Origin of the sequence: Streptomyces sp. NPDC001093 (genome assembly GCF_040298985.1) — a bacterium.
Taxonomy (GTDB): domain Bacteria; phylum Actinomycetota; class Actinomycetes; order Streptomycetales; family Streptomycetaceae; genus Streptomyces.
In genome coordinates this window covers 1-20,491 of sequence record NZ_JBEPBF010000110.1, presented here as the reverse complement: position 1 = coordinate 20,491, position 20,491 = coordinate 1, and the positions used below count along the sequence as shown (strand labels likewise).

Here is a 20,491-nt window from a genome sequence, read left to right as displayed (position 1 = left end):
CCATGCCGGTTGTGGACACGGGGACAGCCCGGCGTCCCGGGCCACGCAGACGTGTCCGGTGCGGTCAGGCGCCGACCGAGTTGCGCAGGGCGACGAGCGCCCGGTCGGCGTGCGCGTTCATGTTGATCTCGCTCTTTATGGCTTCGATCAGGCGGAAGTCGGTGCCGATCACAAACGTCTTGCGCTTGGCGTTCAGCGGGCCCCAACTTCGGTGCGCATCGAAGATCCGGGCGACCGCGCCGTCGGGGTCGGAGAGCAGCGGGTAGTCGAAGGAGTGGCGCTCCGTGAACTTCTGCTGCTTCTCGGGCGTGTCCGGGCTGATTCCCACGCGCTGTGCCCCCACCGCCTTGAACTCTGCGGCCAGGTCGCGGAAGTGGCATGCCTCCTTGGTGCAGCCGGCGCTCATGGCCGCCGGGTAGAAGAAGAGCACCACGGGGCCCTGGGCAAGGAACTCACCCAGCGACCGGGGGTTGCCGGTCTCGTCCGGCAGGGTGAAGTCAGGGACGGAGTCGCCGATGTCCATGTTTGCCAGGCTCCCAGTCGTGAGACAGAACGTTCTATGAAGCAGACTGTAGCGCGCCTTACCGGGACCGCAAGGGGTCGCGTGCGGGCGGGCCGGTCGCAGCCGTCCGGAGCCTCATCGCCATGGATCCCCTGCGCGCGCCCGCGTCAGGCCTGTGAGCTGCGACTTCGCGCGGCTCCTGCGGACGCGGGCCACACCCCCAGTGATCGCCGTGTGACTCGGTTCACGGACCCGGTGTGGCCGATCCGGCCTGCGTACTCGGCGACAGAAGTCCTGACGTCGCCGGGGTGGGCGCTCGCCCCCTTTCGGCGACCGAGCCGGCCCGCCGGAGAAGCCCGCCCCTCCCTCTCTTGACAGGGGACAGAGACTCACTGCCTATAGTGAACGAAACGTTCTGTCTACTAGCTGCCTCCCCCCTTTGGAGAAAACCCATGCTTCACCGTCGCCGCAGCCTGCGTCCCGCCCTCTGCGCCGCCGGGGGGTGGCCCTATCTCTTTCGTCAAGCCGGGTGAGGATTGTCGGCATGACGGATCGGGATCGGTTGGGGCGGGGCCGCGGTGCACTATGCGGCTGGGGCGGAGACGTGTCGAGGTGAACGCGCCCCACGCGGCGATGATCACCAACGCCGACGCCGTCACGTCGCTCATCCTCGACGCCGCCCAGGCAGGCTGACCGCGCCGTTCCCAGCCTCCGCTTCCCGGCCCGGTTCCGCACCGGGCCGGGAAGCGGGGCTACTCGCAGGACCGGTCCACCCGCTCCCGCACGCCTCGGCTCCCATCGGAGCGCGAACGCGACGCAGCCGATAAGACGAACCGTTCTGTATTGTGTCTGAATGACCTCTGCCCCGCCCCCCGCCAAAGTTTCGGCCCGGCCCTCCGAGGCCCGCGAGCGGCTCCTGGCCGCCTCAATGCGCGTCTTCTATGCCGAGGGCATCCACGCCGTGGCCGTCGACAGGGTGATCGCCGAGGCTCAGGTCACCCGCGCGACGTTCTACCGGCATTTCCCCAGCAAGGAGGACCTGATTCGGGCATACCTGGAAGCCACGGACCAGAACATCCGCGCAACCCTGGCACGTGCCGCCCAGATGACGGGCGAGCCCGGCGAGTTGCTCATGCTGATAGTGCACGGCATCGGCGAGGAGGTGTGCCGTCCGGGATTCCGTGGCTGCCCGTTCATCAATGCGGCTGCCGAGTACCCCGATGCGGACCACCCCGTGCGTCAAGCCGTGACCGCGCACCGCGCCTGGTTCCACGACACGCTCACCTCCCTGCTGACCAGGGCGGGTCACCCGGATCCGGAACGGGCGGCACGCACCCTGTTCCTGCTCCGCGACGGCGCCATGGTGGCCGGCTATCTCGAAGACGCGGAACAGGCCCGACTCGACCTGGCACGTGGCGCAGAGACGCTCATCAAGTCCGCGTACCAGGACCGGCATTCCGGCTGACCACGACCGCGGGCCGGAGCCGATCCCAGGCCCTTGAGGCTGCATCGTTGCCCCGCCTCGGGCTCTGCCTTCGCCAGGCCGAACTCCTCTCGCACGGCGCCGGCGAGCGCAGCTGCGGCCAAGGCGGCGCTACGCATGATGATGACGAGTCCTGACTGGCTCTACGGCGGTTGTCCGAGTTATTGCGACGGGTTCAAGTTGAGGCGATCCATGTGGGCGGATTGGCCGTGCTGGTCTGTCCCCTGCCCGCTTCCGGTGTGCAAGCCGACCTCGACGACATCGCGGCGCTGGAGAAGACCCTGACCGGGTCACACGCGGCGATCATCAGCCTTGCCGACCCGGTCGTGCACACCGGCAGCCGCTTGATCGTCACCGCCATGCGCACCGTCGGCGTGTCCCGGGTGGAGGCGCTGACCGGCTTCGCCACCAGCGCCATCAGCCGCCGACAACTGAACCCGCTGATGCGCGCAGTCGTGGCCGCCATCCGCGTCATCACCCTGCCGGGCTTCCCCGCCAAGGAAGACCAGGACGCCGTCCTGCGCGCCTCCGACCTGATCTTCACCATCGTCCAGCCGCCCACCCTCACGACCGGGCCCGCCACCGGCACCTACCGGCACGGCGACTACCGCGGCAAATCCATCCTCGGCAACATATCCCGCGCCGACCTGGCCGCGTTCATGCTCGACAACCTGGAACAGGACCGCTACCTCAACCAGTCGGTGTACGTGCAGCAATAGGACCCACCGAGACATCCGCCGTGGAGCCGGTCGACTCCACGGCCGCTGAAACATCCCGCCTGAGGGTCAGCGGATCCCGGTCCCCACCTCGCGTTCCTGGGCCCACGGGTCGGTCACCAGGCGGCACTCCACGTCGAGGATCATCGTCTGGGCGCGCCTTTCGGACGCGGCAGGCGCGGCCGGGGCCTCGCCGGGGGTGAGATCAGGCGGCAGGGGCCGGTGCCGCGTGTCGCTTGAGTTGGTCGGCGACGTTGGTGAGCAGTTCGTCCGAGAGGCCGGAGTCGGCGACGGCCCGGGACATGAGGGTGGCGCCGACCAGGGCGTTGAGGGTGAGCATGGCCTCGGACCGGGCCTCCTCGGAGTGCTCGCCGAGACCGGCGATCAGGTCCAGATAGGAGCGGATCTGCTTCTCGTAGACCTCCTTGAAGCCCTCGTCCCCGCGTCCGGCCGCGGCTTCCACTGCCGCGTGGTGGTCGGGGCGCAGCGCGCCGAACAGTGCCCAGCCACGTTCGGCTACTTCCTGGTGGTCGCGCAGGACCCGCAGCGCCTCGAGCAGCGCCTTCCCACTACGCATGCGCCTCCCTGTCCTCGTGGCGTTGAAAGCTGGTGGGACGACGGTAGGCGCCGAGGTGCTAGGCATGGGGCCGGATCCGGGAAAGATCACCGGTGCGTGCAGGGCCGCCGCGAGCGGGACCATGGCTGCTGCGCTGCTCGAGGGCGCCGGCGCAGGCGCCCCCGGGCGCACAAGCCGAGCCGTGCTCATTCTTCGGGTATGTGTGGGCAGGTGTCGCGCTGCCGGTAGCTGCCCGGCACGCTGGAGCCCACCGCCGTCCAGAAGGCTCGGGAGTCCTGGAAGCGGCTGCCCAGGGTGTGCCAGGACAGGCTGAGGTGCTCGAGGCGCAGCGCCTCCAGGGCCGCGGTGGCCAGCCCGCACCGCTGATACTTCTCCATGGTGTAGGGCTGTTCGACCCACCCGAGTCGGCAGTGGGCGCAGACGGTGTAGTCGACGGCGAAGGCGACGTCGCCGGCGAGGTTCGCGGCGCGCTCCCTCCAGCCGGGGCGCTCCGACGAGGGGGTGTCCTGCCAGGGGGCATCCAGCCGGATCACGGTCCAGCCGGTGGGCTGGCGGCCCCATCGGCCACCGCTGATCGCTCGTAAGAACCGCTCCCAGGGCGTGCCGTCAGGAGCCCATGCCACGTCCTTGGCCTGCGCGGCGAGTGTCATGGCCGCTTCGCGGTGCGTAACGCCTCCCATGAATTCCAGCCTGCCCAGGCGGCCGACTCAACACCCGAGCCTGGAACCACAAGTCGAGTGTGCCGTCCCATCTCGGCGCTGCGACCGTCCTGCGACATCTCTCGCCCAGCTGACCTGCGCCCGCTGACCTGAGGCTACCCCGTGCTGGTTGGGGGGCGGGTCAGTGCTCGGGGCCATGGCCGGCGAGGGCGGTGGCACGCTCGATGAGGCGTGGTATTCGCTGGGGAACGGGGTGCAGTTCCTCGTGCACTAGGTCGACGACGGCTACGTGGCGCAACTGCTGGTCCCGGCCGAGGAGTTCGATGACTGGTCTCCAGCCAGGAGGTGTTTCGGGTGCTGGGAAAGCCTTCCACGTTCCGTCGTAGTGATGGATAAGGACTTCGGCGACGAAGGCGACCAGCTGCGCGTGAAGCCATACCCAGTCGTCCAGTTCGAACTGTTCCCAAGGCGTACGTAGGAGGAAGTCGTCGATGAGGGGCATTGCCGAGAGGGGATCGTGGTCGAAGGCGGCCAGGTCCCCGCCAAGCGCGTCGATCATGTCGCGAATGGCTGGACGACCCTGCTTCGCCCACTCCTCAATGTCGATGTTCATACGCTGACCCTAAGGTGGGCGCGGCAACTGCCCCAGGCGCGGCAGAGTGGGGCGCAGCATCAGTTCTCGCCTGGCCGGGGCGCGCGAAGCGCGCCCTCCCGCCTCGCCGCGTGCCCGTCTGGCCGCTCCGCGCCACTGTGACGCGCGCTCCGCGCGCTCACGTTTTGTGGGACCCGCCCAGCGACGTGCCCGGCCAAGCGTCAAAACCCGCTGTGGCCAGGGAAAATACCCGCAGAAAGATCGCATCACCCCTGCACATAACAGCATCACCGCGTCGCGGCCGGCGTCCGGGCGCGGTGATTTCCTGCGTTCTGAGGAGTACCCCGACGGCCTGAGGGACGACGATCCGCCACCGTGGGGCGACTCGCACGAGCGAGCCCGTCTGCTGGCCCGTGGCGAGGCGATTCTCGACGTGCTGCCGGCCCTGGAGCAGGCACCGTACGGGAAGGAGGACGTCGCGGTCGTCTTCTCCCACCTCGACTTCACCAACCGGGCGATCGTCGACTACTTCCAGTACGAGGACAAGCGCACCATGCTCGTTGCCTTTGCCCTGGCCCACCCGCAGAACCGACCCCTGTCCACGAACGACGGCTGGAAACCCCATGGACCGGTGCACCCTGTGCGCACGTGCCTGGCACACACCTTCAAGCTAGCGATCGACGACGGTCCGCTCCCGCCCCTGACGTCCATTGCCACCCGGCATTTCGGCCCTGCCCTGGTCAACGGCGAGACCTGGGGCTGAGTAGCGTTCTGGGAGTCCAGCCCCCTTCGCAGAGCTGACCTGGGCTGAGCTGTCGCAGGGCGGAGCCCGGCTGTGGCCGACTCGGACCAGCGCGGGGCCGGGAGAGTGCTGCTGCTCCACCACCCCGGGGCCGGTTGCTTTCTGGTCGGCACTCGACCGTCAGGGGTCCAGGCCCGGTCCCCACGATGGCCCCGTCAGGGGGCTGGGCTTCCCCGTGCCCGGCCAAACGGCCGGCAGCCCCCTGCCGGAGTGAGGCTACCGACGAAATGCGGCTCGTCAGGTGACGTAATGCCGGTCGCGGGGCCGACGCGGGGGTGTTCCGGCGTTGCCGGTCTCGCCGGACAGACCGATGACGTCCTTCCTGCCGAGGCGGGGGGTGTTCCGACGCGGTTCAGAGTGATCGAGGAGTCGGCGAGTCCCCGCCGATGCGGGGGTGCTCCGGTCGACGAGCGGTCCATCTCCAGGGAGCACCTGTCCTCCCCGCCGACGCGGGGGTGTTCCGGATCTGGCGATCCTCACCACGCACTCCGCATAGTCCTCCCCGCCGACGCGGCAGGGCCTCGGCGTAGTCGTGTGGCATCCGGTTTGTAATGGTCTGTCTGGTGGGTGGCTCTGGCTCCGGGGGCGGGGCTTCCGAGATCATGGAGTTCTTGAGGCCCCTTTGCGGGGAACCGGGGTGACGCACGGTGCGTCCGCTCAAGATTGTGGACGGAGGGAAGACAGACGCCGGGAACGTGCCTGCCGCGGGGGGTGGCTGCGCAGTGGGCTGCGCCATCGCCCTGGCCGGACTGGTCGTGGGCTTCGTCGTGGGGACGACAGCCAGCAACCTGATCGCCGACGCCTGGACGTACTGCTACGACGTGGCCTGGCCCGCCGCCTACGACATGGCGGACTCCCCTCGCTTCTTCATCTTCGAGGGCCTCGGCTGGCTGCTGCTGTACTCGCTCTGCCTGCCCGTCGGCTTCTGGCTGGCCCGTCGGCTGCTGCGCGGACGCGGCACGCTGCTGCGGCTCGGCGCCTCGTTGTTGGCCTCCTCGGTGCTGCTGACGGGGGTCTTGGCCACGGATCTGATGCTCAACATCTCGGCGCGGGACGGTATGTACCAGCAGGCGCGCTGCCCGCAGGGCCTCCCGCCTTGGTGGCCTGGCTGGCTGCCGGCTCGCCGGGCGTCGAATCCGTGCGGCAGCGGCCCGTGTCTGGGGGCGGGGCGGTGAATCGCGGCCGACCGTTCTGAACGCGAGCATGACCGCCGGGCCATGCCGCAGGGTTTCGGCGCGGTTGGCAGGCCTTCGCTTTCCGATCATGTGAGGGCGAGGAGTGCGAGGGGTCGGCGGGGGTCGCGCGCGTTGCGGCGGAGGCCGGCGGCGATATTCGTGACGCCGGCCAGTCGCAGAGCCCCGAGTGCGAGGTTACGCCAGGTAGCCATCGCGCGGGGCGCGTTGTCGGTCCGCAACTGAGAGGCGTCCTCAGCGAAGGTCGCGTCGCGGACGTGGTGCAGGGCCTCGATCTTCCAGTGGTCGCGGATCAGCTGTGCGAGCCGGGCGGGGGTGGCTTGTTCGGCAATCAGGCTGGTGACTGCGTAGATGGTGGTGATGGTGCTCTTGCCGGTCTTCCGGTCTGTGCGGCGGCGCTTGATCTGGACTGCCTGTCGGGCGCCGGGGAAAAGCAGGTTGTTGACGGTGGCAACCTTGATCCGGCGGATCTCGGAGCGTCCGTGGCCGGTGTCACGGGTGCGGCCCTGGAGCGGGATGTCCTTCCAGGGCAGGGACTTGAGCTGCTTACGCAGCTTCTTCTGGTTTCCCTTGACGATCGCAAGGCAGTGCGCCCGGCGACCGAGGAGGTAGCCGGCGTGCTCGCGTTGCGTGTGCAACGCGTCGCTAGTGACGACCACTCCGGCGAGGTCGGCGACGGTGTCCAGCAGCGGCTGGAAGCAGGTGGTCTCTCCAGTCTTCTCCCCGACGTCGAGCTGGGCCAGGACCAGGCCCGTTGTGTGCTCAACGGCGGCGAGCAGGTGGATCTTCCGCCCCTGGGCCTTCGCCGCGCCGCGCAGGGACTTGCCGTCCACGGACAGTCCGCGCAGTCCGGACTGCGCGGGTAGGCGGTCGGCGAGCCAGCTGCCTACGGCACGATCCGGGGCGTCGCTGTCGATACGCACGAGGAGCCGGCGGACCGTCGCCTCGGCGGGGACCAGTCGCCTCGGAAGCACCGGGTCGGCGCGCACGCCGAGCCGATCCAGCACGTGCGGTGGCGCGTCCGAGATCCACTCGCCGACCGCCAGCAGTGAGGTGAGGTTGCCCCGGCCAGCACCGCGCACGCCGTCAGCGCGAGGTCGTCATCGATGCCGACACCCGGCTCGTGGTCGCGGTCGGCCGACCGGTCCCCGGCAACCGCAACGACTGCAAGGCATGGGCGCTGTCGGGCACGAAGGCCGCCGTCGGCCGGACCACGGTCATCGCGGACGGCGGCTACCGAGGAACCGGGCTGGTCATCCCGCACCGCCGCGAACGCGGCCAGACTGAACTCCCGGCCTGGAAGGAGGAACACAACGCCTCTCACCGCAAAGTCCGCGCCCGCATCGAGCACGCCTTCGCCGGATGAAGGGCTGGAAAATCCTCCGCGACTGCCGCCTGAAAGGCAACGGTGTCCATCACGCCATGCTCGGGATCGCCCGTCTACACAACCACGCCCTCACCGGATGAAGCAGCGGCCCGCGCCGCACGCGACCACATCCCAGACTCACCGATGATCATTGCGGGACAACTCTTAGACAAGCTGGCGGCCAGTGATGACGGCCTGGCGGGTCGCCTGCCTACTGCACCCGGAATCCCGCTGGTCCGCGTACCGCCGCGGTGGCGAGTTCCTTGACTCGGGTGCGGGGTACGGGCACACCGGGTGCCTGCTGGGCCCAGGCCACCACGTCCTGCACGGCGGTCAGGCCCGCCGGTGGCTGTCCCGTGTACGGGATGGCGTAGAGCGGGGTGTTGGGTTCGCTGCGCCAGCTCTCGGCCAGTGTGCCCAGGTCCACCGCGTCGAAGCCGAGGACGTCGAGCAGGTCGGCCACCTCTTTCTTGGCGTCCGGGTCATCGCCCGACAGGGGCAGGGCGGTGCGGTCGGGGGCTCCGGCGGGGCGGAACAGGTTCAGCAGTTGGGTGGGGCCGATGTTGTGCAGTGCCTTGACCACCCGGGCGCCGGCGAGGTGGCGCTGGACGAGTTCGCTGGAGGTCAGCTCGTTGCTGTCGAGCTCCGGGGCGTTCCAGTGGGGCGTCGGGGCGTAGTTCATCGGGTCGATCACGGTCTTGCCCGCAAGCTCCGTCCGGGGCAGCTGTGTGTGGGCGGCCAGCGGCAGCGACGTGAGGACCAGGTCACCGGTGCGAGCCGCTTCGGCTGGGGTGGCCGCACGGGCCCGCCGGCCGAGCTCGGCGACGAGTCGGGTCAGCGTCTCGGGGCCGCGTGAGTTGCTCAGGACGACGTTCAGGCCGGCATCGACGGCGCGGCGGGCGAGCCCGGAGCCGACCCTGCCGGTGCCGATGATGCCGAGGGTTGTGGCGCTCACTGGTGTTCTCCATTCGGATCTCCCCGCGTCGCGGGTCCCACGGCGGGACCGCTCCGGCGGGCTGGTACCCATCACAACCGCAGTGACCCTGGCGAACAATGATCAGAACCCCTCACCAGCGATCACATCATGTGATAGATCGGGGGGGGTGGAACTCAGGGCGCTGCAGTACTTCGTGACCGTGGCCGAGGAGCTGCACTTCGGGCGCGCAGCGCAACGGCTGAGTATCGTGCAGCCGGCGGTGAGCCAGCAGATCTCCCGGCTCGAACGCGAGCTCGGCGTGCGCCTGCTGGAGCGCACCTCGCGCCGGGTACGGCTGACTCCCGCCGGCGAGCGGGTACTCGCCGCGGCCCGCGACACCCTCGCCGCGGCGGCCCGCGTGCGGGTGGCCGCCGGGCAACCGGCTGCCGTCCTGCGGATCGGGGTGGCCTCCTGCGTCACCCCACGTCTTGAGCGGGCGCTGGACCGCATGCGTGAGGGTGAACGCCCCGCCGAGCCGAATCTGGTCGACCTGCCGGTGACCGCTCGCCTGGACGCCGTCCGCGACGGCGAACTGGACCTGGCGCTGGTCCACGGCGCGGTCACCTCCGCGGCGGTGACCGCGGTGCGCGCCTGGTCCGAGCCGCTGCACGCCGTACTCGCACGCGAACACACCGCCGCCCGCCAACGCGCGGTCAGCCTGCACGACCTCGATCCCTACGGCCTGCGGCTCCCCGCCCGCGAGGGCGACCCGCCGATCCACGACGCGATCCTCGCCGTACTGCCCGCGGCCCCGCTGCGCCCGCCCGCCGGGGACATCCTCAACGTGCTGTTCGAGGTGGGCCAGGATCCCGGGGGCTGGACGCTGATGCCGGCCGAGCAACTCGCCGGGGTCCGCACCCAGCGGCTCGTCCAGCTACCACTCGACCCCTCGGCGACCGTCGACTGCCACATCGTCACATCACTGGCCACACCGAGGCCGTGCGTGGCGTCATACGTGGCTGCGTTCGCGGACTGAACTCGCCTTCGCGGAGTTCCGGCCTCCGGGGCAGGAGGGCCAACGTGCTGACTTCGGCCGCGACGCGCGCCCTGTCAGTCGAGCGTTGCTGCCCAGGTGCGCAGGGTCGCGGCGTACAGCTGCGGGTCGTGCGCGTGCATGGCGTGGACGGCATCCGGGAACGACCGGTAGTCGCAGCGCTGCCCGGCCCGGGTGATGAGCTCGCACACCTGGCGGGCCTGGAGGTCGGAGACGGCTCCCAGGAGGGTTCCGGTCTCCTCGTCCACCGCGCGGTGGTGATGGGCGAACAGCACGGGGGCCTTGACCGCGGCGAGCATGCGGGCGTGGTCGTTGGAGGCGGTGGCCGAGCCGGTCCAGAAGGCGCGGGCCCACTCGGGGTCGTACTCCTTCATGCTCTGCGGCGGCTCGTCGCCGCCGAAGTAGCCGCCGGAGCGGCCGGACATCGCCGCCAGCCCCCGGAGCAGCGCGGGCGGCAGCTCGCGCGGGAGCGCCGCGAGGAACCCCTGCCAGTCGCCGACCGACCACTGGTCGCCCAGGTACTTGCTGATGAGCTGGTGCATCGGGCCGACGACCTGGCTGGTGCCCTGGCCGTAGGGCGGGCGGATCTCCGCGGAGAACAGCGGCGCGTCCTCCAGGTAGGCGCCGCGGATCATGCCGGGCGGCGCGTAGGCGGCGAGCCATGCGGCGATCAGGCCGCCGGAGGAGTTGCCGGCGACGACGACCGGGCGGCGGACGTGTCCGGAGATGAACCGGGCCAGGTCGTTGCCCATGTTGTCGACCGTGTAGCGGCCCGGGGTCCAGGTCGAGCGCCCCTGGCCGCGCGGGTCCACGGCGAAGACCTCGAAGTCGTCGGCCAGGAGCTCCATGGCTGCCTCGTAGCTCCACCAGGAGGTCGCCTGCGGCGGGATGAGCACGAGGGCCGGGTTGGCGGCGGAGCCGGTCGTGGCGTGGTTCAGCGCGAGCTCGCCGGTGTCGAACATCGCCTCCGGGTAGGCGTGCGGAACGTAGGTGGCGTCGGGGTTGTCGGGTCCGTACTTCGGCATCGGGCTGGTCCTTCCGGGGGTCGGGTCGTCGGGTGCGGGTGAGTGGGGTGTCCGGGCGCTCAGCCGAAGTAGCGGCCCAGGTCCAGGTCCGCCAGGAGCCTGGGGTGGACGGGCTGCCAGCCCAGCAGCTCGCGGGTCAGCGCGCTGGAGGCCGGCATGTCGTTGCCGAGGATGCGGGCCAGGAAGCCGAAGTGGGCGGCGGCGTCCTGGTCCGCGACGGCCTTGACCGGGACGTCCAGGTGGCGGCCGATGGCCTCGGCGATCGCCCGCAGCGGCACGCCCTCCTCGCCGACGCCGTGCAGCACCGTTCCCGCCGGTGCCTGCTCCAGCGCGAGGCGGAACAGGCGGGCGGCGTCGAGCCGGTGCACCGAGGGCCAGCGGTTGGCCCCGTCGCCGAGGTAGCCGGAGAAGCCCTTCTCGCGGGTGGCGCCGATCAGTTGCTGGACCAGGCCGCACGTGTTCTCGTCGTGGACCAGGGGGGCGAGCCGCACGACGGACGAGCGCACACCACGCTCCGCCAGCGCGAGCGCGGCCCGGACACCGGCGACCCGGGGGCTGCCGGCGGCGGGCGGAACATCCCGCTCGGTGCCCACCGGCCCACCGGAGGCGATGACCAGAGGGCGGTCCGTGCCCGCGAGGGCGTCGCCGAAGGTCTCGACCGCGGCCAACTCGGCACGGGCCGCCGCCTCGTGCTGCGAGAAGTCGTGGTTGAAGGCGAGATGGACCACCCCGTCGCACTCGGCCGCGGCGGCACGCAGGACGTCGAGGTCGTCGATCGTGCCGCGGAGGGCATCGGCCCCGGTGGCGGTCAGGGCGGCCGCCGAGGCGTCGGAACGGGCGAGCCCGAGGACCTGGTGCCCGGCGCCGATGAGCTCGGCGACGACGGCGGAACCGATGAAACCGGACGCGCCGGTGACGAGAACGCGCATGGCGAAGCACTCCTTGGAAGCGGGTGAGGACCGGCCCGAGGGGGGCGCTCGTGCCGCGCCCTGACCGGTGAGACCACTCTGCGCCCGCCAACAAAGGCGGTCCAATGAATGTTTCGCAGCAGGCGATACGCCACGCGTATCGGGCCTGTTCCAGGCAGCTGCCACGGTGTCAGCAGGTGGCTATGTCGCCGGTGGTCGCGGGGACTACGCTGAGGACGTGCCCGACTCGCCACCACCCCCAGCCCCGGCCCTCGATCTGCGGTTGGTGTGGTGCTTCACGGTCGTGGCCGAGTACCGGCACTTCGGCCGGGCCGCCGAGGCCCTGCACACCACCCAGCCGTCCCTGAGCCGCCAGATCGGCCGCCTCGAACAGCAGCTGGGCGTCCGCCTGTTCGAGCGTACGCCGCAGGGCAACCGTCTCACCGAAGCCGGCGAGGTCTTCCTGCCGCTGGCCACGGAACTGCTGCGCGCCGCCGACCGTGCCGCGGCCGCCGCCCGGGCCGCCGACCGGCCCAGCCGCATCACCATCGGCCACACGCCCGGCATCATCGTCACCCAGGCCGTGCGCGAACTACGCCACCGGCACCCCGACGCCGAGGTACGCACCACACAACTGACACCCGGCGAACCCAGCCAGGCCCTACTGGACCACCACGTGGACGCCGTCGTCGCCCGCCTGCCGTTCCCCACCGACGGACTCGACGTGACAGCCCTCTACGACGAACCCCGGGTGCTGGTGGTACCGCTGGACCACCGCCTCGCCGGCCGGAAATCGGTCACCCTCGCCGACATCGCCGACGAGCCCCTGCCCAGGGTGCGGGGAGCCGACCCGCTCCAGAGCGCCTTCTGGCGCATCGACCCCCGCCCCGACGGCCGCCCCGCCCCCGACGGCCCGCTGATCGAGGCCATCGCCGACCAGTTCGAACTCATCGCCGGCGGACAGGCCGTGACCATCTCCGTCGCCACTCACACCCTGCGCCCCGACCTCACCACGGTCCCGCTCGAAGGCGTCGAACCCAGCCACGTCGTACTCGCCACCCGCGCCCGCGACCGCAACCCCCTAGTCGCCGCCTTCCGCACATACGCCACCGCCGCCCTCGGCCGGTGAGATCTTCTCGGACGGTGACGGAGTCGCGGTCTCAGGGCGCGTGCGGCCCGGTAGTCAGGCCTGTAGGTAGGCGAGGACGGCGAGGACCCGGCGGTTGTCCTCCTCCGAGCGCTCTAGGCCGAGCTTGAGGAAGATGCTGTTGCTGTGTTTGCTGACGGATTTCTCGCTGATGAACATCCGGGCGGCGATGGCCGCGTTGGTGCGGCCCTCGGACATCAGGGTCAGCACTTCGCGCTCGCGTGGGGTCAGCGCCTGCAGAGGCGGGTCGGCCGAGCGTCGGCCGAGCAGGGCGGCCACCACCTCGGGATCCATCACCGTGCCGCCGTCGGCGACCTGGCGGACCGCGCCGATGAAGCGCTCGACGTCCATCACCCGGTCCTTGAGCAGGTAGCCGACCGCGCCGGCTCCGTCGGAGAGCAACTCCCCGGCGTAGAGAGGTTCGACGTACTGCGACAGCACGAGGACCGGGAGCCCGGGGATGCGAGCCCGGGCCTCGGTGGCGACGCGCAGCCCTTCGTCGGTGAAGGTGGGGGGAAGGCGGACGTCGACGACGGCGATGTCGGGGCGGTGCGTGGTCAGTGCCCGCAGCAGGGAGGGGCCGTCGGATACCGCTTCCAGTACCTCGCATCCATAGGCCTGGAAGATGCGCACCAGACCGTCCCGGAGCAGGGTGAGATCCTCGGCTAGGACAACGCGCATGGCAACGACATCCTCACGTGCGTGGGGCCGCCGCTGGGACTGTCGAGGGTCAGGGTGCCATCGAAGGCCGCGAGCCGGCGGGCGACGCCGTGCAGTCCGCCGCCGTCGTCGATTCTGGCACCTCCGCGGCCGTCGTCCGTCACGGTGATCCGCAGCTCGCCGTCGGCGCGGCCGGGCCGGGGGGTGAACTCGATGCCGATGCGGATCCGGGCGGGCCCGGCGTGTTTGATGGCGTTGGTGAGCGTCTCCGCGATCGCGAAGTAGGCCGCCGACTCCACCGGGGCGGGCAGCCGGCCCGGCAGCCGGACCTCGACCTCGGTGGGCACCGGACTGGCCAGCGCCAGGGCCCGGGCCGCGCCGTCCAGGCCGCGGTCGGCCAGCACGGGTGGGTGGATACCGCGCACCAGGTCCCGCAGCTCAGCCAGGGCGTCCGCCGTGGAGGTGCGGGCCTCGGCGAGGAGTCTGCGGATCTCCTCGGGATCGTCCGCGAACCGCTCGGCGAGCCCGAGGCTCATCCCGAGCGAGACCAGCCGGGCCTGCGCGCCGTCGTGCAGGTCTCGCTCGATGCGGCGCAGCTCGCTCGCTCCGGCGTCCACGACCTCGGCCCGGGACTGCGTCAACTGACCGACGCGCGCCAAGAGTTCGGCCTTGCCGGTGGGGATCAGCAGGGTGCGCGCGAGCCGCGCCTGAAGCTTGGCCAGGGGCTCGGCCGTGACGTAGCAGGCAGCCAGAAGAACCGGTCCCGCCAGGGCGACCAGGAGCGTCTCGCCCACACCGTGGACCGGGAAGAAGCCGAACGGTTCGCGGAACACGTCGGGCGGGGCGAGGGCGGCCAGCAGCGGGTACGCGCAGTAGAAGAGCCCGACCAGGAAGAGCAGCAGGGTGAGCCCGGTGGTGAACCAGGCCGCCACGGAGTCGGCGAGCAGCCAGGCGCAGTCGCGCCAGCTCGCCGGGTCGCGCACCACCGCCTGTACCCGGGTCAGCAGGTTACCGGGCGGCGGCGGGAGATAGGGGCGGGCGATCGGCGTGCCGAGCTGCCGACCGGCCCAGGACCGGTGCCGCTCGGCGAACCAGCGGACCGGCACCGTGACGAGCAGGGTCATCGGCACCCCCAGCCCGAACGGGATCAGTGCCACCGCCGCGAGCCACAGACAGCCCAGCACGGCGCCGGCCACGGAGGCGAGCGGCAGCAGCACCGACCGGCCCAGCGACTCGGCGCACACCCGCGGCACGGACCGAGCCGCGCCCCCCGAACGCGCGGTTGCGCGGAGCTCGCCCTCTCCCGGCATCGCGGCCACCTCCCTCACCGGCGCCTCCAACTCGCTGTGCCTCCAGCCTGGCCGATCACCCGGCTCACCACAGTGGGGTTTTCTCCACCCCGGTCCGGAGTTTTCCCCACCCTGATCGGCTCCCCAGCACCAGTGTCCCCGGTGCCCGCGGACAGGAGGCTGGTGGCACAGCCGCCGCCCGACCGAAGCGGCTCCGCGCCCGGACCGACCAGGAGAGTGTTTCATGACCGTGCTCGCCCGATGGTGCTTCAAGCACCGCCTCGCCGTCGTCGGGCTCTGGCTCGCTCTGCTGGCCGCGATCTCCGTCCCGACGGCGGTGCTGGGGACCGCCTACTCCGACGCCTTCAGCCTGCCGGGCACTGAATCGGCCAAGGCACAGACGCTGCTTCAGGCGGCCGCACCGCAGCAGGCCGGTGACACCGACCAGATCGTGGTGCACGTGAACCGTGGCTCGGTCCGCGACACCGCCGTGCGGCAGCAGGTCGACGCGATGCTGGCCAAGGTCGCGGCACTGCCCTCGGTCACCTCCGTGACCGGCATGTACGGGCCCGAAGGCGCGGCCCAGATCAGCAGGGATGAGCGCACCGCCTACGCGACGGTGACCTTCGACGCACCGGCGGACCGGATCCCGGCGGCGGACGTCACCCGGGTGATTGACACGGCGCAGGCCGCCCGCACCCCGGACCTCCAGGTGGAGCTCGGCGGCCAGGCCGTCGCCGACGCGAGCGACACCGGGACGCAGAGCACCGAGCTGATCGCCCTGATGGCCGCCGGCGTTGTCCTGCTGCTCGCCTTCGGCTCGGTGCTCGGCGCGCTGGTGCCGCTGCTGGTGGCCACCGCCGGGCTCGGAGCGGGCGTGCTGACCGTCGGCCTGCTCTCGCACGGGCTCACCCTGGGCAGCATCGCTCCGACCGTGACGGCCCTGCTCGGGCTCGGCGTCGGTATCGACTACGCGCTGTTCATCGTCACCCGATACCGGACCAACCTGCGCGCCGGACTTTCCGCCGAGGAAGCGGCGGTACGCGCCATGGCCACCTCGGGACGCGCGGTGCTGTTCGCCGGCGGCACCGTGGTCGTTGCCCTGCTCGGCCTGCTCGTCCTGCACATCGGCCCGCTGACCGGTATGGGGATCAGCGCCGCGATCGGCGTCCTGGCCACCCTGGCCGCCGCCATGACGCTGCTGCCCGCGCTTCTCGGCCTGTTCGGCGCCAGGCTCCTGTCGAAGCGTCAACGCCGGGCTCTCGCTTCTCACGGCCCGCAGATCGCCGACGCGTCCGGGTTCTGGGGGCGTTGGGCCGATCTGGTGGGCCGCCGAAAGACCGTGCTGGGCCTGATCGCCGTCGTGGTCATCGCGGTGCTGTCGATCCCGACGCTGTCGCTGCGGCTGGGCACAGCGGACGCCGGCAACGATCCGAAGGGCACGACCACCCGAAGCGCCTACGACCTGCTCGCCCAAGGCTTCGGCGTCGGCTCCAACGGCCCGCTGGTCCTGGTCGCCCAGCTCGGTGGGCCCGGCGACGTGCCCCGCCTGGACGCCCTGGTGACCACCCTCGCTCACACTCCCGGTGTCGCCTCGGCGCAGCCGCTCCCCGTCGCTCCCGGCAGCGGGCTCGACGTCATCCAGGTGATCCCGGACAGCGCGCCCCAGGCGAAGGCCACCACCGCCCTGATCAGCCACCTGCGCACGGACGTGATCCCGCCCGCCGAGCATGGCAGCACCATGCGGGTCCACGTCGGCGGGCCGACGGCGGCGGCCGACGACCTCGCAGGCGTGCTCGCGGGCAAGCTGCCGCTCTTCCTCGCCGTGATCGTGGCGCTCGGGTGCGCGCTGCTGATGCTCGCCTTCCGCAGCGTCCTGGTGCCGCTGACCGCCGCCGTGATGAACCTGCTCGCCTCCGCGGCGTCCTTCGGAGTCGTCGTCGCGGTGTTCCAGTGGGGTTGGGGTTCCGAGCAGTTGGGCGTGGGCAAGGCCGGCCCGGTGGAGGCCATCCTGCCGCTGATCATGCTGGCCATCCTGTTCGGCCTCTCCATGGACTACCAGGTGTTCTTGGTCAGCCGCATGCACGAGGAGTGGGAACACACCCGCGACAACCACCGTGCGGTCCGCACCGGCCAGGCCGAGACCGGCCGGGTGATCACCGCCGCCGCCTTGATCATGATCTGCGTGTTCACGGCCTTCGTCCTCGGCGGCCAGCGCGTCATCGCCGAGTTCGGCGTCGGCCTGGGCGCAGCTGTCGCCATCGACGCCCTCGTCCTGCGCACCCTGCTCGTCCCCGCCGTGATGCACCTGCTCAGCCGGGCCAACTGGTGGCTGCCCGGCCCACTGGAGCGGCTCCTCCCACGCCTGTCCGTCGAAGGGACCAGCCGCCCGACGCACACTCCCGCGGCTGGGCCCGACGACGCCACTCGAACCGGCCCGGCAGGCGCGCCGACCGGTGTGACAAGGCCGACCGCTACGGCACCGGCGCACCCCCGGCGCAGCCGGCACCGCGTCACACCGCGCGGCCCGAAGTCGCTCTGGGCCGCTTGGTCGTGGTGGTTCTTCCTCGGCCTGTTCGGCGCGCACTGGTTCTACCTCGGCCGCACGCGCCGCGGGGTGCTCTACCTGTGCACGGCGGGCCTGTGCGGGCTGGGCTGGCTCGCCGACCCCCTCACCCTGGCCCGCCAGGTCCACGCGGCGAACGACGGCCATGCCGACGCGCGGGCTCAACGACTCGCAGACAAGGACGATGCGGGGGAGCCGGCCCCGGCAGCTGCCGCATCCACCAGCCCGGCGGCGTGATCAGGAGGCCGTGGTCAGGCGGCTGGGTGCGGGGCCGGACGGCATCAGCCCGCACCCAGCGTCGAGCCCGGTCGTGTCGCTCGGCCTCGATGCGCTCGATGCGGGGGAAAAGTCCCCCCTGGCCGGGGGCCCAGCACCATCGTCGACCAGCGCTCCGAGCAGAGACGCTGGAATCCGGCTCATCACGGAGGGAAGGTTCCATGGACAACCACAGCACCCGACTCGGGCCTCGGCGGCCCGTCCTCGCTCTCGCGGCCGCCGTACTCGCGGCCGGCGGCCTCGCCGCCTGCAGCACCGCAGGCGCGACCGACACCCACGCGACCGCCGCCTCGAGCCAGGCTGCGCCGACCGATCGGCAGCCGTTGACACACATGCTCACCGTCAACGGGCACCAGCTCGCGTTCTACGTGACGCCCGGCAGCAACCGCCGGCCGGTCATCGTCCTGGACTCCGGTGGCGGGCTCGACGCGTCCTACTGGAAGAAGGTCGCACCCGTCCTCGCGAAGCAGACCGGCTCCGAGGTCATCACTTACGACCGCTCCGGCGAGGGGCAGAGCCCCTACGTCCCCGGGCCGTGGCGGGCTCCGAACGCCGCATCGGATCTCGCCGCGGGCCTGGCGCAGCTCGGCGTCACGAAGAACGTGGTCCTGGTGTCGCACTCGCTGGCCGGCGAGATCGCCACCTACTTCGTCAAGGCGCACCCCGACGCCGTGGCCGGGGCGGTCCTGGTGGACGCGAGCCTCCCGCCGTTCTACACCGCGGCGGAGACCGACAAGATCGTTGCGGCGAACCAGCAGCAGATCGACGCGCTCAAGGGTCAGCCCCTGACTCCGGCGACCCGTCAACTCCTGGACGAGGCCGACGACTACGGACCGGTGCACCTCGCGTACCACGGGATGAGCTGGCCCGCGGCCGTCCCCGCCGCCGCGATCGTGTCCGCCACGACGCCCTTCCCCACCGCAGTCGACGCGCAACTGTGGCGCCAGGCCCAGCAGGAGTTCGTCAACGCCGCACCCAACCGGCACCTGGTCGTGGCCGACCACAGCTCGCACGACATCCCCGTCGACCGTCCCGACGTCGTCATCAAGGCCGTCGAGGACATGCTGAACCAGGTGCGGTGATCAAGGATAGATCCGGACGGCGGCCTAGGCACCGCCGATCAGCTGGTCCAGGCCCGGCGAGCCGTCCTCATGGGACCATCGCTGGAACGCCGCGCGAATCAGGGCCGGGGCGACCTCGACATGGGCGCGTGCCGCGAAGGCGTCCTCGCCGCGTCCGACCAGCGCGTGGGTGAGTGCGTGGGACCAGGCCGGACCCTGCACGGCCCGCGCACTGCCAGGTCCGGAACCGACCCGACGACGCTCGCCCGCCTGGCAGCCCTTGCCCGACGTGGCTCGAAGCCAGCTGCCGCCAGGTGCTTCCCCCATGGGGGGCGCGGCCGCTCTGCGGCTTTGCCAAAACGGCAACAGGGCAACCCGGCCACTCAGCACGTGATGCATGATCATCCCGAGGCGTCGCGGCGGCCTTCCAGCCCTGCGCTGGCCCTGCAGTCTGCTCGCAGAACAACAGACCCGGAGGAACCATGTCGTTCAAGGCCACGGACTTCACACACCGACTGGTCCCATCCCCGGCCGGCCGGATCCACCTGGTCGAGCAGGGCACCGGGCCCCTGGTGCTGCTCGTGCACGGCTTCCCAGAGTCCTGGTACTCCTGGCGCCATCAACTCCCGGCGCTGGCCGCCGCCGGCTACCGCGCGGTCGCCGTCGACGTGCGCGGCTACGGCCGCTCGTCCAGGCCCGACCACGTGGACGCCTACCGCATGCTGGAACTGGTGGAAGACCAGGCCGCAGTGGTGCACGCCCTCGGAGAACGGTCCGCGGTGATCGTCGGCCACGACTGGGGAGCGACCATCGCCGCGAACTCCGCCCTGGTCCGACCCGACATCTTCCGGGCGGTGGGCCTGCTCAGCGTGCCCTACGCCCCGCGCGGCGGACCCCGGCCCAGCGAGATCTTCGCGCAGATGGGCGGGAACGACGAGATCTACGTCTCCTACTTCCAGGAACCCGGCCGCGCCGAGGCCGAGGTCGAACCCGACGTACGCGGGTGGCTCGCCAGGTTCTACGCCGCGTTCTCCGGCGACACCATGCCCGCGCCCGGCGCGCCCGACCCGCACTTCGTCAGCGCGGGCGGGACGCTGCGCGACCGGTTCCCGGCCGGCCCGCTGCCCGCGTGGCTCAGCGAGGACGACCTCGACGTCTTCGCCGAGGAGTTCGAGCGAACCGGCCTGACCGGCGCGCTGAACCGCTACCGCAACATGGACCGGGACTGGGAGGACCTCGCCGATCTCGACGGCGCCCCGATCGCCCAGCCGTCCCTGTTCGTCGGCGGCACCCTGGACGCCTCCACCGTGTGGCTGGCCGACGCGATCGAGGCATTCCCCACCACCCTGCCCGGCCTGGTCTCCTCGCACCTGCTCGACGGCTGCGGCCACTGGATCCAGCAGGAGCGCACAGCGGAGATCAACCGACTTCTGACAGGCTGGCTCGCCTCTCTGCCTGCGTAAAGTTGCGCGCCCCTCGCATGGACTTCGCCGTCGCGCATGTCACCGGGGGCATGCCGCATGGTGTTGTCGTCGCCGTGGCGGCCGATCAGGTCGCGTCAGGTGACGGTGCTCCGGTGTCGGACGGCGTGGATCGAGCGCGGGCCGCTAGGGCCTGTGTGAGGTCGTGATCAATTTCGGGTTCTGGTCCCGTGCGGGGACAGGACCTGGTAGGACGCTGGGTGTGACACGTAGGCAAC

The 20,491-nt window shown here is 71.1% G+C and carries 20 protein-coding genes and 1 pseudogene; 10 read left to right on the top strand and 11 right to left on the bottom strand.

From position 1 onward, the window contains the following. Positions 1 to 64 precede the first annotated feature (64 nt). Positions 65 to 523 (bottom strand): peroxiredoxin, encoded by a 459-nt coding sequence (locus tag ABT288_RS37300; RefSeq protein WP_351617715.1) that lies wholly within the window; start codon positions 521 to 523, stop codon positions 65 to 67. An 832-nt stretch (positions 524 to 1,355) separates the two neighbouring features. Here ABT288_RS37300 and ABT288_RS37295 point away from each other — a divergent pair. Both ABT288_RS37295 and ABT288_RS37290 read left to right on the top strand, forming a co-directional pair. Next, positions 1,356 to 1,967, top strand: a complete 612-nt coding sequence (locus ABT288_RS37295; RefSeq protein WP_351617713.1) for a TetR/AcrR family transcriptional regulator — start codon at positions 1,356 to 1,358, stop codon at positions 1,965 to 1,967. A 227-nt stretch (positions 1,968 to 2,194) separates the two neighbouring features. Next, complete coding sequence (locus ABT288_RS37290) at positions 2,195 to 2,704, top strand: NAD(P)-dependent oxidoreductase (RefSeq protein ID WP_351617710.1); 510 nt, start codon at positions 2,195 to 2,197, stop codon at positions 2,702 to 2,704. A 202-nt stretch (positions 2,705 to 2,906) separates the two neighbouring features. Here the strand turns inward: ABT288_RS37290 and ABT288_RS37285 are convergent, their stop codons facing one another. From ABT288_RS37285 to ABT288_RS37275, 3 genes are all read right to left on the bottom strand, one after another. Beyond that, on the bottom strand, positions 2,907 to 3,278 hold the full coding sequence (locus ABT288_RS37285) for a hypothetical protein (RefSeq protein WP_351617708.1): 372 nt from the start codon (positions 3,276 to 3,278) through the stop codon (positions 2,907 to 2,909). Positions 3,279 to 3,463: 185 nt separating this feature from the next. Then, a complete protein-coding gene (locus tag ABT288_RS37280; RefSeq protein ID WP_351617705.1) occupies positions 3,464 to 3,958 on the bottom strand; it encodes a hypothetical protein in 495 nt (164 codons plus the stop codon). Between the two features lie 160 nt (positions 3,959 to 4,118). Then, positions 4,119 to 4,550: a hypothetical protein gene (locus ABT288_RS37275; RefSeq protein ID WP_351617703.1), complete on the bottom strand. Its 432-nt coding sequence runs from the start codon at positions 4,548 to 4,550 to the stop codon at positions 4,119 to 4,121. Between the two features lie 166 nt (positions 4,551 to 4,716). On the opposite strand from ABT288_RS37275, the gene ABT288_RS37270 reads away from it, so the two are divergent. Continuing rightward, positions 4,717 to 5,292, top strand: coding sequence for a hypothetical protein (locus ABT288_RS37270; RefSeq protein ID WP_351617700.1), 576 nt, complete (start codon positions 4,717 to 4,719; stop codon positions 5,290 to 5,292). Positions 5,293 to 6,053: 761 nt separating this feature from the next. Then, on the top strand, positions 6,054 to 6,506 hold the full coding sequence (locus ABT288_RS37265) for a hypothetical protein (RefSeq protein WP_351617697.1): 453 nt from the start codon (positions 6,054 to 6,056) through the stop codon (positions 6,504 to 6,506). Positions 6,507 to 6,592: 86 nt separating this feature from the next. Here the strand turns inward: ABT288_RS37265 and ABT288_RS37260 are convergent, their stop codons facing one another. Further along, a complete protein-coding gene (locus ABT288_RS37260; protein WP_351617694.1) occupies positions 6,593 to 7,606 on the bottom strand; it encodes an ISAs1 family transposase in 1,014 nt (337 codons plus the stop codon). A gap of 11 nt (positions 7,607 to 7,617) precedes the next feature. Between ABT288_RS37260 and ABT288_RS37255 the strand changes: the two are divergent. Then, positions 7,618 to 7,991, top strand: a pseudogene (locus tag ABT288_RS37255) (transposase); the annotation flags it as partial. 110 nt (positions 7,992 to 8,101) lie between these two features. Here the strand turns inward: ABT288_RS37255 and ABT288_RS37250 are convergent. Then, positions 8,102 to 8,845: an NADPH-dependent F420 reductase gene (locus tag ABT288_RS37250; protein ID WP_351617692.1), complete on the bottom strand. Its 744-nt coding sequence runs from the start codon at positions 8,843 to 8,845 to the stop codon at positions 8,102 to 8,104. 148 nt (positions 8,846 to 8,993) lie between these two features. Here ABT288_RS37250 and ABT288_RS37245 point away from each other — a divergent pair, with 148 nt between their 5' ends. Continuing rightward, the gene (locus ABT288_RS37245) at positions 8,994 to 9,842 is read left to right on the top strand and encodes a LysR family transcriptional regulator (RefSeq protein WP_351617689.1); all 849 of its coding nucleotides are present in this window, start codon (positions 8,994 to 8,996) and stop codon (positions 9,840 to 9,842) included. A 74-nt stretch (positions 9,843 to 9,916) separates the two neighbouring features. On the opposite strand, the gene ABT288_RS37240 is transcribed toward ABT288_RS37245, so the two are convergent. Then, positions 9,917 to 10,885 (bottom strand): alpha/beta fold hydrolase, encoded by a 969-nt coding sequence (locus tag ABT288_RS37240; RefSeq protein WP_351617687.1) that lies wholly within the window; start codon positions 10,883 to 10,885, stop codon positions 9,917 to 9,919. 59 nt (positions 10,886 to 10,944) lie between these two features. Further along, positions 10,945 to 11,814 carry an SDR family oxidoreductase gene (locus tag ABT288_RS37235; RefSeq protein WP_351617685.1) on the bottom strand — a complete coding sequence of 290 codons (870 nt, stop codon included), beginning with the start codon at positions 11,812 to 11,814 and terminating at the stop codon, positions 10,945 to 10,947. A 217-nt stretch (positions 11,815 to 12,031) separates the two neighbouring features. Here ABT288_RS37235 and ABT288_RS37230 point away from each other — a divergent pair, with 217 nt between their 5' ends. After that, positions 12,032 to 12,922 carry a LysR family transcriptional regulator gene (locus ABT288_RS37230; protein ID WP_351617682.1) on the top strand — a complete coding sequence of 297 codons (891 nt, stop codon included), beginning with the start codon at positions 12,032 to 12,034 and terminating at the stop codon, positions 12,920 to 12,922. A 54-nt stretch (positions 12,923 to 12,976) separates the two neighbouring features. On the opposite strand, the gene ABT288_RS37225 is transcribed toward ABT288_RS37230, so the two are convergent. Next, positions 12,977 to 13,621, bottom strand: a complete 645-nt coding sequence (locus ABT288_RS37225; protein WP_351617680.1) for a LuxR C-terminal-related transcriptional regulator — start codon at positions 13,619 to 13,621, stop codon at positions 12,977 to 12,979. After that, entirely contained in the window at positions 13,606 to 14,910 is a 1,305-nt protein-coding gene (locus ABT288_RS37220; protein ID WP_351617678.1) for a sensor histidine kinase, read from the bottom strand. The genes ABT288_RS37225 and ABT288_RS37220 overlap by 16 nt, the downstream gene beginning before the upstream one ends. A gap of 223 nt (positions 14,911 to 15,133) precedes the next feature. Between ABT288_RS37220 and ABT288_RS37215 the strand changes: the two genes are divergently transcribed. Both ABT288_RS37215 and ABT288_RS37210 read left to right on the top strand, forming a co-directional pair. Continuing rightward, entirely contained in the window at positions 15,134 to 17,692 is a 2,559-nt protein-coding gene (locus ABT288_RS37215) for an MMPL family transporter (protein WP_351617676.1), read from the top strand. Between the two features lie 200 nt (positions 17,693 to 17,892). Then, positions 17,893 to 18,813, top strand: a complete 921-nt coding sequence (locus ABT288_RS37210; protein WP_351617674.1) for an alpha/beta fold hydrolase — start codon at positions 17,893 to 17,895, stop codon at positions 18,811 to 18,813. Positions 18,814 to 18,837: 24 nt separating this feature from the next. On the opposite strand, the gene ABT288_RS37205 is transcribed toward ABT288_RS37210, so the two are convergent. Continuing rightward, positions 18,838 to 19,014, bottom strand: a complete 177-nt coding sequence (locus ABT288_RS37205; protein WP_351617671.1) for a hypothetical protein — start codon at positions 19,012 to 19,014, stop codon at positions 18,838 to 18,840. A gap of 260 nt (positions 19,015 to 19,274) precedes the next feature. Between ABT288_RS37205 and ABT288_RS37200 the strand changes: the two genes are divergently transcribed. Continuing rightward, positions 19,275 to 20,255 (top strand): alpha/beta fold hydrolase, encoded by a 981-nt coding sequence (locus ABT288_RS37200; RefSeq protein WP_351617668.1) that lies wholly within the window; start codon positions 19,275 to 19,277, stop codon positions 20,253 to 20,255. Positions 20,256 to 20,491 lie beyond the last annotated feature (236 nt).